General features: G+C 68.3%; 11 protein-coding genes and 4 pseudogenes. 8 read left to right on the top strand and 7 right to left on the bottom strand.

Annotated features, from left to right (window positions below; genetic code table 11):
* Window positions 1–20: 20 nt before the first annotated feature.
* Together BGK67_RS41115 and BGK67_RS01820 are read left to right on the top strand one after the other, a co-directional pair.
* Window positions 21–753, top strand: a pseudogene (locus tag BGK67_RS41115) (IS5 family transposase); the annotation flags it as partial.
* Between the two features lie 99 nt (window positions 754–852).
* Window positions 853–1,164, top strand: coding sequence for a hypothetical protein (locus tag BGK67_RS01820; protein ID WP_141753987.1), 312 nt, complete (start codon window positions 853–855; stop codon window positions 1,162–1,164).
* A 234-nt stretch (window positions 1,165–1,398) separates the two neighbouring features.
* Here the strand turns inward: BGK67_RS01820 and BGK67_RS01815 are convergent, their stop codons facing one another.
* From BGK67_RS01815 to BGK67_RS01790, 6 genes and pseudogenes are all read right to left on the bottom strand, one after another.
* Window positions 1,399–2,082, bottom strand: coding sequence for a hypothetical protein (locus tag BGK67_RS01815; protein ID WP_244291107.1), 684 nt, complete (start codon window positions 2,080–2,082; stop codon window positions 1,399–1,401).
* Window positions 2,083–2,636: 554 nt separating this feature from the next.
* The gene (locus BGK67_RS01810) at window positions 2,637–3,107 is read right to left on the bottom strand and encodes a nuclear transport factor 2 family protein (RefSeq protein WP_069923551.1); all 471 of its coding nucleotides are present in this window, start codon (window positions 3,105–3,107) and stop codon (window positions 2,637–2,639) included.
* A 134-nt stretch (window positions 3,108–3,241) separates the two neighbouring features.
* Window positions 3,242–3,454 carry a hypothetical protein gene (locus BGK67_RS01805; RefSeq protein ID WP_069918205.1) on the bottom strand — a complete coding sequence of 71 codons (213 nt, stop codon included), beginning with the start codon at window positions 3,452–3,454 and terminating at the stop codon, window positions 3,242–3,244.
* Between the two features lie 172 nt (window positions 3,455–3,626).
* A pseudogene (locus BGK67_RS01800) lies at window positions 3,627–4,734 on the bottom strand (IS110 family transposase).
* A gap of 224 nt (window positions 4,735–4,958) precedes the next feature.
* A pseudogene (locus BGK67_RS35755) lies at window positions 4,959–5,824 on the bottom strand (IS5 family transposase); the annotation flags it as partial.
* 72 nt (window positions 5,825–5,896) lie between these two features.
* Window positions 5,897–6,493 (bottom strand): hypothetical protein, encoded by a 597-nt coding sequence (locus tag BGK67_RS01790; protein ID WP_069918203.1) that lies wholly within the window; start codon window positions 6,491–6,493, stop codon window positions 5,897–5,899.
* Between the two features lie 579 nt (window positions 6,494–7,072).
* Here BGK67_RS01790 and BGK67_RS37195 point away from each other — a divergent pair.
* The 5 genes from BGK67_RS37195 (at window position 7,073) to BGK67_RS01755 (ending at window position 11,213) form a co-directional block, all read left to right on the top strand.
* A complete protein-coding gene (locus BGK67_RS37195) occupies window positions 7,073–7,927 on the top strand; it encodes a hypothetical protein (RefSeq protein WP_069918201.1) in 855 nt (284 codons plus the stop codon).
* Window positions 7,924–8,973, top strand: a complete 1,050-nt coding sequence (locus BGK67_RS39720) for a hypothetical protein (RefSeq protein ID WP_244291106.1) — start codon at window positions 7,924–7,926, stop codon at window positions 8,971–8,973. The genes BGK67_RS37195 and BGK67_RS39720 overlap by 4 nt, the downstream gene beginning before the upstream one ends.
* Window positions 8,974–9,948: 975 nt before the next feature.
* Complete coding sequence (locus BGK67_RS01765) at window positions 9,949–10,209, top strand: hypothetical protein (RefSeq protein WP_069918199.1); 261 nt, start codon at window positions 9,949–9,951, stop codon at window positions 10,207–10,209.
* Window positions 10,210–10,285: 76 nt separating this feature from the next.
* Window positions 10,286–10,750, top strand: a complete 465-nt coding sequence (locus BGK67_RS01760) for a DUF6228 family protein (protein ID WP_069918198.1) — start codon at window positions 10,286–10,288, stop codon at window positions 10,748–10,750.
* Window positions 10,707–11,213: a hypothetical protein gene (locus BGK67_RS01755; protein WP_244291105.1), complete on the top strand. Its 507-nt coding sequence runs from the start codon at window positions 10,707–10,709 to the stop codon at window positions 11,211–11,213. The genes BGK67_RS01760 and BGK67_RS01755 overlap by 44 nt, the downstream gene beginning before the upstream one ends.
* Window positions 11,214–11,314: 101 nt before the next feature.
* On the opposite strand, the gene BGK67_RS01750 is transcribed toward BGK67_RS01755, so the two are convergent.
* Window positions 11,315–12,448, bottom strand: coding sequence for a DUF8094 domain-containing protein (locus BGK67_RS01750; RefSeq protein WP_069918197.1), 1,134 nt, complete (start codon window positions 12,446–12,448; stop codon window positions 11,315–11,317).
* Window positions 12,449–13,268: 820 nt separating this feature from the next.
* Here BGK67_RS01750 and BGK67_RS01745 point away from each other — a divergent pair.
* Window positions 13,269–13,709, top strand: a pseudogene (locus BGK67_RS01745) (alpha/beta hydrolase); the annotation flags it as partial.
* Window positions 13,710–13,982 lie beyond the last annotated feature (273 nt).

The raw sequence follows: 13,982 nt of genomic DNA, 5'->3' as shown, positions 1-13,982 counted from the left end.
GTCGGGTCGTTCCTCCCGTCATGGGGCGGGGTGATCTGAGTGATGCCGAGTGGGAACGGCTGCGGCCGTTCCTGCCGGTCAGCAACAGGCGTTGTGGCCGGTGGCGGGATCACCGGCAGGTGATCGATGGGATTCTGCACCGGGTGCGGACCGGCGTTCAGTGGCGTGACCTGCCCGAACGCTTCGGGCCGTGGAAGGCAGTCTACGAACGGCACCGGCTGTGGTCGGCCGACGGGACGTGGGAGCGTCTGCTGCAGCAGGTCCAGGCCGCAGCGGATGCGGCTGGTGAGATCGACTGGGACGTCTCGGTCGATTCCACCATCGTGCGGGCGCATCAGCACGCGGCGGGTGCCTGCACTGACCCGCCGCCGGCCCCCGCCTCAAAGGGGGCCGATGGGCTAGAACATCAGGACGAAACGCCGTGGCAGAGCCTGCACACCCGCCTGGTGGAGGTGGTGCGGGAGGTGAGGGCTTGGGCTGCTCGCGCGGCGGGTTCACCACCAAGCTCCACCTGAGCGCGGACGGCCGCTGCCGCCCGCTGTCCCTGGTCGTCACACCAGGTCAGCGGGCAGACTGCACGCAGTTCAAACCGGTTCTGAAAAAACTCGCGTCCCGAAGCTCGGGCCAGGCAGGCCGCGCAAGAGGCCGGACAGCGTTGCGGCCGACAAGGCTTACAGCAACGGGCCGTGCCGCGACTATCGGCGGCAACGGAGCATTCGGCACACGATTCCCGAGAAGACCGACAGCCAGGCCGCCCCGTACTCCGAATTCATCTTCCGCTTCCGTGAGGTCTTCAAGGACGGTTCGGTGCCGGAGGGCAACGCGGCAGGGGCTTACGACGTACTCCGGGTGGTGTCCGAAGTGATCAACTCGGTCTACGCGCAGTACAAGACACCGCAGAACAGCAACGCGCCGTTCCAGCCGACGGACGTGTACGCGCGACTCTCGAACCCGGGCGTCCAGAACTTCTCGGGGGCCTCGGGCCTCCTGTCGCTCGACAGCCGACACAAGTCCCCGCCGAACAAGGCCGTCTACGTCCTGGAGCCACACATGGACAAGAGCGTGACCACATTGATGGCATGTGGCCTGCTGCCCGACCAGCCACCGGGTCGGAACAACCCCACCACCTGGGGCCGCCCAGGCAAGATGCGCCCCTGCCTCTAGGGAGCGTCCTCATGGTCCTCGTCGCGCCGCCAGTCCTGATCGGCATCGTGAGCCTTGTCGCCGGGACACCGTTCCTGGTCGCCAAGCCCGCCAAGGCGGGAAGCCCGGGCCCTGCTGCGGCACCCGGCCGTCGGCCCGCCCCTTCGGGCGTTTCACGCTGCACCGGGAGACGGTTTCCGGACCGGACCCGACGGGGAAACCAACCGCCGTCCCTTCGGCGTCCAGGGCCCCGCGTCAGCCGGTGCGGACCGCCGTGACCGTGAAGCGCTCGACCTCGGAGATGTGCCCGCCGGTGGACGCGACGACGGTCAGCACCGGGTCACTGGCGCCGGTGAACGACACGGTCGTGTTCCAGGGCTGCGCGTTTCCGCCGGCCGGAATGCAGCACGAGGCGCCAATCGGGGCCGTGGACGAGGGCTGGCGCACGTCTACGCGGATGCTCTCGTCCACGCCGCTGATCCGGCCGCCGGTCCCCATCGGGGAGCGCGCGGCTGATCCGTATGCGGGAGCGGTCAGCGAGAACGTCGTGTCGTCGGTGCCCACCACTTCCCAGGGGGCGTCCGGGCCGGCGCCGTACCGCACGAGGTGGATGACCGCGACGGTGCTTTTGTAGCCCTCGACGTCAGGGGGCAGGTTCAAGCCGACGCCGATACGGGCATCGCGGCCGGTGACGGTGCGCTGGGTCACCCGGCCGACGTCCTTGAAGCCGAGGTATCCCTGGGTGAAGGCGAGCGCGGTCTGCTCCGGGTCGAGATGCCAGGGCTGGTGGCCCCCGGATCGGTACTTCTGCTGCCAGGCCTGGGCCTGGGCGAGCGTGGTGAACGGCCACAGGGGCTGGAATGCGGAGCCGAGTGGCGGCGTGCCTGCGTCGGACCCGGGCGCAGTGGGCGCGGGCGTACCGGGGGTGGTAGCGGGCACGCTGGGTGTGGTCGGAGCTGCGGAGAGCGCCGAGGACGTGCCAGGCGCGACGGAAGGGGATGGCCGCGGGGGTGCTTGCCCCCCGGAGCCGCTGCAAGCGGTTAGCGCACCCAACGTGGCTGCCGCCACGAAGAGCTGGGTGAGTCGGCGGAGTGGGAGCCGGATGTTCATGTTGACCCCAGAACCTCGGTACCGAACGTCGGCACCGCCTGAGCTCATGGTGCCATTAGTGGAGGTCGGCGGCGAGAGGCCCGAGGAGTGGAATTTTCCTGGCGGAGGAAGGGACCGATCGACGCGCGGCACGGCGGACGGGGGCCGGGTCGTTCAGTGGCCGGCGCCGTCCCTGTGCACAGCATCGGGCATGGGGAAGTGCTCCGCCTTCTTCCCGGCCCGAGGGCGGGCGGCTCGGGCCCGGGACTGCGCGCTGGCAGCGGCCTCATGTTCGCGGGCCTGCTTAGGAACACCGAGCGGCCGTCTTCTGAGGCTGAGCACCACTCAAGCGACAGGCCCCACGGACGCTCCGTCCGTGGTTCGGCTGCACTCGTGCAGGCTCCTCACTTCGGGCCGATGAGCTCCGGCGGCAGCACCGGCGGATTGCCTTGCGTCCAGGTGATGTTCAGGTCGGCGCGGTGCAGTCGCCAGCCGTCCGCGGTTCGCACCAGTTCGTTGTCCGTGCGGCCACCTGACAGGAACAGACCCCCCTGACCGGCGAGCACATGGGTGCTGAGCTGGTTTCCGCGAAGGGTGGCGCGGTCGCCATCCACCTCGATGACATAGTTCGAACCGAAGTGCACGGTGCGGTTGAAGAGTCGCAGCGCGGTACGCACGTTCTCCAGGACTGCGTTACGCCCCCGCACATGTCCTGCGGGCGTCGCCGTGCTCGCCTCTTCGGTGAAGAACGAAGCGGCCCACGATTCGTCGAACTCGCGATCATCCAGGGACCGCAGGTAGCGGTCGAACAGGTCGGTGATCTCAGCTCGGTCGGCCAAGGTCCGGATCTCGGTGTTGAGTATCTGGCTGTCCATGTGATTGATCATGACTCCTCAACTGCGGTTGAGGTCAAGGGATCCCAGTGCCGCCCCCAGACGAGCCAAGGCGGCCCGCTGCACCCCTCGGATGGGTGACGCGGCGGTCCTCCCGCCCCGGCCGTGTCGTTGGACTACTCGCTATACCCCGGCCCCGAAGCCTTGTTGGTGGGAAGCTTCACGTCGAAGCCGATGACTTGGGCGTGCGTGTTGTAGCTGATGTCGGTTTCGGCGCCCTTGTGCCCCTCGGTAGTGGGAGGCCCCTCGGCGGCGTGAGCCGGTACGGTGAAGGCGAACAGGGTCCCGGGGAAGGCTGCGGCGGCAAGGGCACGCCTGGTGTTGTTCATGCTCTGTCAGCGATCTTGGGGGCGGGCGTGGCGGGGTTGCTCCTCCTGTCGAAGAAGCCAACCGGACGCTGCTAGGACCTGTCCGGCCGATCACGTGCGGAGCCAGATGGTGAGGGCTGCGGCGGTTGCGGTGCCGAGGTAGACGTACCCGCGCTTGATGCCCCTATAGATGTCAAACAGCGACTGGGGCGGGTCCTGTCTGGTCAGCGGGGGCGCGTGTCGGGACGATGAGCCGGTAGATCTCTCGTGCGACGTAGCGTTTGAGGCAGCGGATGATCTCGCGACGTGTCTTGCCCTCGGCAAGACGTCGCCGCAGATAGTCCCGGGACCGGTCGTCCCAGCGCAGACGGCTGAGCACGATCCGGTAGAGGGCAGCATTTGCCTGGCGGTCGCCACCGCGGTTCAGCCTGCGCCGTTGCGTCTTCCGGAGGAGGCCTCGACCGGGCTGGTGCCGCATAAGGCTGCGAAGGACGCCTCGCTGAGAAGTCGCTCAGGGTTGTCGCCGGCCGAGATGAGCAGGGCGGCGGCGCTGTCCGGGCCGACGCCACGGACTTCCAGCAAGCCCGGCGTACTGACTTCGACGGCCTCGGCTATCCGCTCGTTGAGATCGTCGATCTCCTCGGTGAGATGCCGGATGCGGCGGGCCAGCAGCCTCAAGGTATGGCGGGCAGCCCCGGCCGGCCCGGATGCGTGCTGAGCGTCCAGCTCGGCGCACCGCTTGAACAGGCGCGGGTTACTCAGCCCCGCCAGTGACTCGCGCAGGGCGGTGTCAGCGGAGACCAGGACGCTCTTGAGCTGGTTGATCGCTTGGGTTCTGGACTTGATCGCGGACCCTTTTGCCAGCTTGAACAGCCGGAGCATCTCTACTGGACCGTCGCTGGTCTTCGCCGCGGCGGTGGCGCGTCCGGTCAGCACAGCGCGGGCGGCGGCCTCGGCGTCGATGGCGTCGGTCTTGCCGTGGCGGCGTCGGGCGGCCTTGTCAGGCTGGTTGACCTCGGTCACCTCGATCCCTTCGGCGCGCAGGTGCCGTGCCAGGGCGGCTCCGTAGGAGCCGGTGCATTCAACGCCGGCCCGTCGCAGCACGCCGAAGGATCGTGCCCAGGCGACGAGTTGACGGTAGCCATCAGCGGTTGCGGGGAAGCTGCGGCCGTCCAGGGTGGCGCCGAGCACGGTGATGACGGCTGCGGCGTGGACGTCCTTGTGGTGTCCACTCCGAGTAAGACGTCCTCAGCCTCCGCAGGGATGTGACATGGGGCATTGGGCTGCGTGATGCTGGTCAAGGTCGCCTCTCCTGATCGCCTCGGGAACCGGTGGCCGTCGCCGGGCCGGGGGCGGTCAAGACTGTGACGGTGCCTGTCGCGAAGGCCCCTATCGGGACACGTCCCCTGCCCGGTGGCAGCAAGTACCGCCCCGAACGGTGGCCGACAGATCAAACGCAAGGCACCAGGGCCAGTCGTAGCGCGAGTCAGGCCACCGCTTGGAGCGGCACCGGAACATCCTCACAGTCGTAGCGGGTGGCCACGGCTCGGTGCTGCTTGAGCCGGTTGATGGCCCGTTCGACGGTGTTGCGCTTCTTGTACCGCTCTTCGTCGAAGCCGGGTGGCCGGCCGCCGTGCGAGCCTTTGGGTAGCCGGGCGCCCTCGCTGTCGGACTTCTCCGGGATTGTGTGCCTGATGCCCCGGCGCCACAGGTACTCACGGCAGGGTCGGTTGCTGTAGGCCTTGTCGGCGGCGACGCTGTCGGGCTTCTTGCGGGGCCTGCCCAGCCCGATCTTGGGAACACGGATCTTCTCCAGAACCGGCTCGAACTGCGTGCAATCAGCCCGCTGACCTGGCGTGACGATCAGGGACAGCGGGCGGCAGCGGCCGTCCGCGCTCAGGTGGAGCTTGGTGGTGAAGCCGCCGCGCGAGCGGCCCAGGCCCTCGCCTCCCGCACCACCTCCACCAGGCGGGCGTGCAAGCTCTGCCACGGCGTTTCGTCCTGATGTTCTGGCCCTTCGGCCCCCTTTGAGGTGGGGGCGGGCGGTGGGTCGGTGCGGGCACCTGCGGCATGCTGATGCGCGCGCACGATGGTGGAGTCGACGGAAACGTCCCAGTCGATGTCGCCTGCGGCGTCGGTCGCGGCCTGGACCTGCTGGAGCAGACGCTCCCAAGTCCCGTCGGCCGACCACAGCCGGTGCCGTTCGTAGACCGTCTTCCAAGGCCCGAAGCGTTCGGGCAGGTCACGCCACTGCACGCCGGTCCGCACCCGGTACAGAATCCCGTCGATCACCTGCCGGTGGTCCCGCCACCGGCCGCAACGCCTGTTGCTGACCGGCAGAAACGGCCGCAGCCGTTCCCACTCAGCATCACTCAGTTCACCCCGCCCCATGTCTACCTCAACCGATGCCTAGCCGGAGCAGTCACGTGATCGACATGTAGTTTGCTGGGGCCAATCGGGGGTTCACTCCTGGGGTGGGCCGATGACGGACAGACCGGTCTGCTCTGCCAGCCAGGAGGCGTGCCGCTCCTCGGTTCCGTCGCGATTCCTGCGGCGCACGTGGACGAGCACGGTGTGGTCGTCGGAGCGCTCGTCGAGGTCTTGGGTTCGGCAGTTGAACAACAACGAGACCCGGGCGTTGTCGGCCTCGTGGCGGATGTCGCGGTCAGGTACGTCTGGCCAGATCAAGCTGGACCACAAGATCTCGCCGATGTTCGGGCCCACCAAGGCAGCGAAGTCCTCCTCGACGCTGCCCATGGGCCGGTCTTCCATCGACGCCCAGAGCGGCAGGTGCAAGGCGAGGAAGTCCGCATCGCTGGAAAGCTCAGACGCGTGGACTCCGTGCGCAAAAGGATTCGGCGCCCGGACATCCCATTTACGAAACCAGGCATCCGGCAGCGCCTCGCGTATCCGCAAGACCTCCGGGACGGTGCACAGCTCGACGCCCACCGACACCTCCCCGTACTGCCGGTCGCCCACCGCCACAAGCTGACGCGCCATGTGCAGAGCCAGCACAGGATCGGGGGTGCGCAAGATCGGGTACGCGATCGGATTCGACATGCGAGCACCCTGCCACAGCCGACCGTGGACGAAGATCCATTTTCCTATGGGACCAGCCAGGGTCACACCTCAACGTACTGCCAGATGATCGGCCGGACAGGTCCTAGCCGATGTGGAGCGGGGCTCGGGGTGGGGCGCGGGTACGACAGCGAGTGCTGGGCCCTGTTTCCACACGCGGCCGGGTTGGCGGTCGGCGGGGACGGGGACTTCGAGTTCCTCGCGAAGTGCGGGGACGAGAACGAAGCGGGGGTGCGGTACGGCCTCGGGACTGGTGAGCTCACTGGTTCATGTGTCGCGCGTTCGCAAGGGGATCGATAGCCCGGTCACGATAAGTGACGGCTGAGCATGGGCACGCGGCGATCCTGGCCCGGGGGGGTCGGCCGAGCACCATCCGTACGCGTACTCAGATGCGCTTCGGTTACAGGGGGCGAGGGACCTGAGGTCCACTTCGACGACTGACCGGACAGCGAGTTGGCCGAATCGGGTCAGTTCCTTCCCCGTGGCTCGCCCGCGGCTCTACGCTCGTCCGATGGCCGGATACTCGAAGCCGGGCCTTGGCGCTGTCGACCGGGGGAGACCGTGGACATCCCGACGCTGATCCTGTTGGGGACGGCGGGTGGTCTGCTGCGCGGGATCTTGGACCTGTACACCCGGTTCGTGTCGTGGCAGGCCGACCGCCGCGTCCACCGGCAGTCGACCGCCGAAGGGGTGGCGCAAGGGGCACCCCCGCAGTTCGGGGCGTACTTCGACCCCGCCGTCGACATCGTCGCGGCCGCCCTGCACAGCGTGCTGGGCGCCGGGGCTGCCGTGCTGTTCGGCACCACGGAACAGATCAGCGGCGAGTACGCCGCCCTCGTCGTCGGAATGTCGGCGCCCATCCTACTCACCCAACTCAGCCGCATCCAGACGGTGAACGAGGCGCTGACGGGCGACCGGCAGCCGGCAGGAGCGGCGGAGGCGGTCACGGAGCCCGGGGCGCCTCCGGCCATCGGTGTCGTGAGCGCGGGCGGGGCGGACGGCCCCGGCACCGGAGAACCCCGGGGCACCGCAGAACCCCGGGGCACCGCAGAACCCCCCCGTGCCGCAACTGCCGCGGCCCCGTCCGCTGCTCCGCCCCGAACGGAGCTCCCGCCCGCGCCCTCGCCCGCCGCGCCCCCCGCCGACCCGGCCCGGTCTCCCCTCCCTGCGGAAGGTCCCCCGTTCCGCGCGCGACCGACGCCTCCCACCAGGCCGGCCGTCGCGAGCGCGGAGGCCCGCACGCCGGATTCCCCGCCCGGCGACATTCCCGCGGGCGGGACACAGCTCCCGGATCCCATGCGCCCCGGGGGCACCCCCGTCCCCGCGGACCCCGCCGACGGAACGGGCCCTGGTTTCGACGGCCGAGGCGCGCCACGATGGCGGCAGAGGCCAGCGATCGGGGAGGAGGGGCTGTGAACAACGCACCACACCTACTCAGCGAGGACCGCCAGGAGTACGAGCGGATCCTCGACGAGGCATTGCGCACCGCCCACGAGCGCCCGGAACTGGCTTCCCTGGGCCCACGGCTCAACGAGGAGCAACTGCGCACCATGGCGCTCAACGCCTCCGCACTCCTCACGGCGGCCGCAGCGGCCGAGTACGACCACTATGTGAAGGCTCGCAGAGAACGCCGCGAGGTGAAGTTCCCGCACACGCCCTCGGACACGGTGTACTCGTCCTCGCGTTCGGCGTCCGCCCAGGCCCCGTCTGTAGGACGGCGGCTCGGCGCGGCCGTCCTGGGTGCCGGAGCGCTCGGCACCCGCCGGACCAGCGACGCGGTCGCTCCGCCGCGGTGGGCCGGGATGTCCTACGGTCGCCGCCTGCTGGCAGCGCTGCTGGGCCTGCACGTACGCCCACCGGCACCGGCACCGGCATCGTCGGCGGCCGCCCGCACGCGCCCGGTCGGCCGCGAAACACCGGCGCCGGACGCGACCGAGGCGGCCGGAGCCGGTGCGTTCGCCGTTTTCACCGTCCTCGCGCCGGTCCTGGCCGGCACGGCCATGCTGATCTTCTTGCTCGTGGGCTACATCCTGAAGATGATCGAGCCCAAACCGGCCTTCGCCGACACCATGGTGACGGTGGGCTGGCTGTTGGGTGGCCTCACAGCCGCCGCGCTGCTCTTCGCCGTGATCGGACTGCTGGTCACGGCCGTCCACAACAGCCCGGCGGAGTTGGTGGCGGACGAGACCGAGGCGGTGCCCGACGAGGTGTCACTGGCCCGGGAGGCATGGCGTAACGCCCTGCTGGAGCGCGGAATCGTGCCGTTCCTCCGCGACGCGCTAGCCGAACCGAGCTCGTACCCACCCCCCCAGACGCCGGGGGCCGGGCGCATTCCCAGCCTGGGGTACACCCGGCCTGACTTCACCAGCCCGGGGGCCCCTGCTCAGGGTCCGCGTCCCGGTTACGCGCCTCCGGACTTCACGAGCCCGGACTTCGGCGGCCCGGAACATCAGTCGGAATGAGACGCCGGAGTCGTTCATGACTCGCAGCGATAGGTGTCACGTTCGTGGCCCCCGCGGTGCAGTTTCTTTTCGGGCCTTCGGCCCGTGTTGTTTAAGGACGGGCCGAAGCGCCCGGCTGTCCCTGTTGGCTCCACCCGACCACCCTCCTGTTCCGAGGCTCCGCGGCCGACTCGATCGTCGCCTATGCCATCGGCCTGGCGGAGTCCGCGAGCAGGACAAGGCGTGAGCCGACACGGAAGCGCATCTCGCCTGGGAGCTGCGTCCCTACAAGCCGTCACCGCGATCGTAGAAGGCCTCGCAGACGGCGGAGTGAGGGAGTTGCACGCTGCCTGCGGATCGGGGGAAGAGCCTGATGGGGCAGCAGGCTGCGATGCGGCGGCTGCCCTCCGGCGGGCTGGCCGCGGTCCTGGTGCACTCGCTGACCCTTGTCGCCCAGACCATCGCCACGTGGCGTGCACTCCATCCCGAGGGGACCGGGCTGGACGTGCTCGCCGTGTGCTCGGACGACACCGTCCACAAGGCTCAACACCGGGTCGACGCTCCGGCAACGTCCAGTCGATCTCCGACTCGGCCACCGCACTCACCGCCTCAGGCCGAACGCTGACCTTCGAACGGGACGCTGTCGGCCGTGAGCTGACGCGGCGCATCGGTGACACCACCCAGCTGCACCACACCTATGACCCGGTCGGCCGGCTCGCCACGCGCCACATCACCGCTAACCCCGGCAGCCGGCTGGGCGCTTGGGGAAAGGCGACCGCCTCATCGAAGGCGACCACGCCCCTGGCTTACGATCTCGACCTGCTTCCACAACTGCGGGAGGCGAGCTGGGCGCCGAGATCGTCCGTCCTATCACCGTTCGACGGTCCGCTGCGCGGGCACACCCCGACCGGTCGGCTCGAGCGGGCCCTCTTTTGGAACCGGCGGACCGCGTCGTCGGCTTCCGTGTACTACTGGAGGTGCGAGGAATGGCGCCGAATGTCGAGCCGTCTTCGGCAGCACGGCGCGCCAGTGCAGGACTGGTGGGAGCGCGGCAGCGGCTGCGCCGAGGAACCAGGCGAGCCGTCCGTAGACGGGGGCGAGGGCGATGGCCACAGCGGCGAGTGCTTCGCACAAGTGTTCCAGCCGGTCGACTTCGGGCAGGGTGTGCAGGGCTGCGCGGTGCCCACGGCGGCGTGGAGGTCGACGGCGGCCTTCGCCGCGACGAAGCGGTCGGCGGGTGTCAGGACCCAAGCCTGATCACGTCGACCCCGGCTGCCTGCCTGACCTGCAATCACAGTGACGACAGGCACCTCCTTGACCTACTGTTCCTGGGATGAGCTCCTGCGATGCCGCCCTCGACGAACCAGCTGAATTGACCGTCCTCTGCCAGGACGACCGGGCTGTCTCGGTGAAGTTCTGTGACCTCTTCGATGAGGACGAAGACTGCGTGCACTACGCCATCGAGGCTTGCGCGGCCGGTCTGAACGCTCGCCTGGACGGCGTGGCAGCTTGGAACTGGAGTGCCGACCTGGCTCCTTTCCTGGAGAAGCTCTCCGAGGACTTCCGGGGCTGGGATGGAGAGCGTGTCTGGCAGACCATCGACCGCGATCTCACGGTCAGAGCGGTCTTCCGCTCGGGCGGCCATGTCGGGCTGACCTGGACCCTACGTCCGTGGCGAATGTCCGTTGGCAGCTGGGAGGCATCCGTCACCACCTGGCTGGAAGCCGGCGAGCAGATGTCCACCCTCGCAGCCGATGTCCGGCACTTCCTCGGCCAGGAGGCCGGTCATCGCGGCTGACATGCAGCTCGTTTGGACCCTCAGCGGGCGGGGATGGGCAGACTGCACCATCTCCGATCATCAGGCAGAAGCCGAGATCACGGCCTCATACATCTCCACAGCCCCCGAGGACCTACTGACGGCGGTGGCTCGCCTCGTCACCGGTGAAGCGGAGGCACGCGTGCAGTTCGAGGCGGAACCCACCGCGTTCCGCTGGATCCTCTACCGCGAGGGCACCGACGTGTGGATTCGTGTGCTGAAGCTGACCGACGGCAGCAAGCACGACAACGCCGGAACCGAAATCTGGTCGAGCCAACAAAGCATCGGCACCGTGGCTCGGGCTGTCGTCCGCTGTTTCGACGAGGTCGCGCGGACGTATGGGGAGAGCGGGTGTCGCGGCAAGTGGGGTGAGCACTTTCCCTGCTTCGAACTCGAAGCCCTCAGAGAGGCATGGCACACAAGCCGCCCTCTGGATAACACCTGAGCCTGGCCGAACCTGGTTGGTTTCGGCGCCGCCTGGGTCAAGACCAGGCCGCTTCGCCTGTTCATGACCTGGCAGTCGAGGCCGGAAGAAAAAGAACAAGCTTAGTCGGCTGTCCCTTCGGCTGAAAGCAACGCGGGCTCGAGGCAGTTGCATCCCACGACCTCGGTCTTGCCCGGGGGAGCGACTTCGAACGTAACGGTCATGCTGAGCCGTACCTTGGTGTTCAGCCAGCGCTTGTTGCCTCCGCCGAGTAGCGCGTCCCGCGGATTGTCCTTCCCGTACCAGAAGGTGTAGTAGGAGGACACCCCCGACTTTCCCTGCCAACGGTCGGTCCGTATGAACGAACAGGTGACCAGGGACTTGCCGTCCGTCAGCCGCAGCACCGGCATCTCCAAGCCAGTGACCTCAAGGTCGAAGGTGCGCCGCACCCCGCCCAGTTCGTTCTCAGGATGGTTGTAGGCCTCGACCACATCGCTGGTGAGCTCGCCCGGCGCGAAGTAGTCGCTCTCGGGTTCACCGTTCGGAGCGGTGAAACTCAGATAGTCCGCGTAGCGCCGGCACGCCTGCCGGTCCTCGCCGGCAGTCGGCGACAGCACGGGAGCACCCGCGGCATCCCGGGTTACTGCGGATATCTCTTTGTCCCGCACCTCGAAGCCGAACTTCTCGTAGGCCCGGTCCTCGAACTCTCCCGTCTGGAGTTGCCTCGCGGGCTTGTCGTCTGCCCAGGTCATGACGGCTGCCTTCCACTGACCGCCCGGCTCCGCTTGCGCAAAGTAGGTCATCCCGGCGGCTCGCTCCGCCTTCTGACCGTAGGTATCCCGCGAGATCACGACGAACCACCGCGGATACCCGGGCTGGTCGCGTTCTGCCGGTATCAGGTACTCGGGACGGTACCGAGGCACGGGCCCCATACCGGGATAGTCAGGAATCCCGAATCGGGCTCGGTACTCCGACAGCAGCGGGTCGGTCGCTACTGACGCGATGCCGTCCTGGCCTCCGGGCTTACGGAACTGCGACTGCTCCCATGTGTAGGTGTTGAAGACCTTCTCGGCCTGCTCCCTGTCGATGACCAGTGGTGCTGTGGGTGCCGCAGGAGCCGGTGGCATGGCTCCATGGGCCTTCGGATCCGTCTCCGACGGCGTACACCCAGTCATCACGAGGGCGAGGGCACAAGCCGCTACCACACCGACGACGCCGACCCGCAGCTGCCGCTCACCGGCCACCAGACCAGCCATTGAATAGCCCCCACCCAAAACGCTCCACCGAAACTGCGCTGATCTAAACACGGGGGGAGGACACCCCATGCCATCGGGTCCGCGGCCGCGTGTACGGCGGGACGCGCTGTCGCTGAGGGGCAGGGCGGTCGAGGTATCTGCGGTCTGGTGAGCTGGAGTGTTGCAGGTCGTGTGAGAACGGCTTGTGGGGCGTCAGGGGTGTGACGACCAGGCGGGCGGGCTGCGCCCCGTCGGTCGCACGGTGGCTCTGCGGGCGGACCAGGCCCGCCAGGTCGCGGAGCAGCTGACCCCCGCAGGCCCCGGGCACCCGTGGGAGGGGGGTTGGGTTCACGGCCACGTGGGGGTCTAGAGACGTCCTCGATATCATCCGCCCGGACCTGGTTGCCGAGGTCAGCGCCGACCGCGCCATCGACCATGGCGGAGTCTTCCGCCACCCGCTGCGCTACAAGCGGCTGTGCCTGGACGTGACCGCGGCGGACGTACCGTCCTTCGGCCAGGGCCCTGCTGCGGCCGGCTGACGCCCCAATTGCACACATGACGGCAGGTTGAGTATTACGCAGTCAGCGATCCTCGACAACGTCCCTCGGCGGTGGGCATGATCGATGCTTGGCTCCTGCCACCAAAGTCTCTCGGGGTTTGCAAATGAGGTATGGCGGGTGTCAGGGGGTGGTGGTGTCGAGACAGATGATGGTGATCATGACGAGGTCGTCAGTGGGTTCGAGGTCGGGGTGTCGGGTTTTGAGGGTGGCGTCTGACATGGCTGCGCATCCGTTGTCTTTTTCGTAGTGGAGGAAGGTTTCGCTGGTCCTGTCTGTCGGCGCCAGACGCCTCCGAACACCGCGCGTACATCGCGCGCGTACAGGCAACGTTCCACGCAGAGGGACTCATGCCGGCGATGGCCGTGTTCGCCGCGGGTCTGAAGAAGGGCGGCGACATCACCGAGCCGAAGGCCGAGACCAAGGTGCAACCGCAGGCAGCAGTACGGGCCGAGCGGACGATGGCCAACCTGCCGTACTTCGTCGGACGCATCGTGCCGAGCTTCATGTCCTACGCCCCGGACGTCCACCGGCTGGAGGCGCAGTCGGAACGGCTCGTGCTCGCCTGCGGACAGGAGTCACGCGGTGAGCTGCCCTACCGTCCGGCCGCCTTCCTGGCGGAGCAACTGGGTACGGAACTCATGCACTTCCCGGGCGGGCACACCGGCCTGACCACGCACCCTGCCGAGTTCGGCGAGCTCCTCTGGAAGGCCTTCCGAGCTTAAGCCCGAATCAGACTCGCCAGGGTCGGCGCCCACCGAAGGTGGTCACTGAACGGCACATTCGCCACTGGCCGTACGTGGGGAGATCCTCGTGGCCGCTGTCAGTCGGATTCGCCGGTCTATGACGCCCTTGGGCGGCAGTGGCCTCAGAAAGGCCGGGAGGTTCCCGGCAGAGAGGGACGCGCGCCGAGGGGCAGGCACCGGGAGAAGGGGTATTTCTTACACGGGGCTGACAGGGGAGCGCTGCCGGCGTCATGTGTGCTGCGCGCGCCGGGT

Source organism: Streptomyces subrutilus (assembly GCF_001746425.1).
In the GTDB taxonomy this organism is placed as follows: Bacteria; Actinomycetota; Actinomycetes; order Streptomycetales; family Streptomycetaceae; genus Streptomyces; species Streptomyces subrutilus_A.
This window is presented reverse-complemented; position numbering and strand designations above follow the sequence as displayed.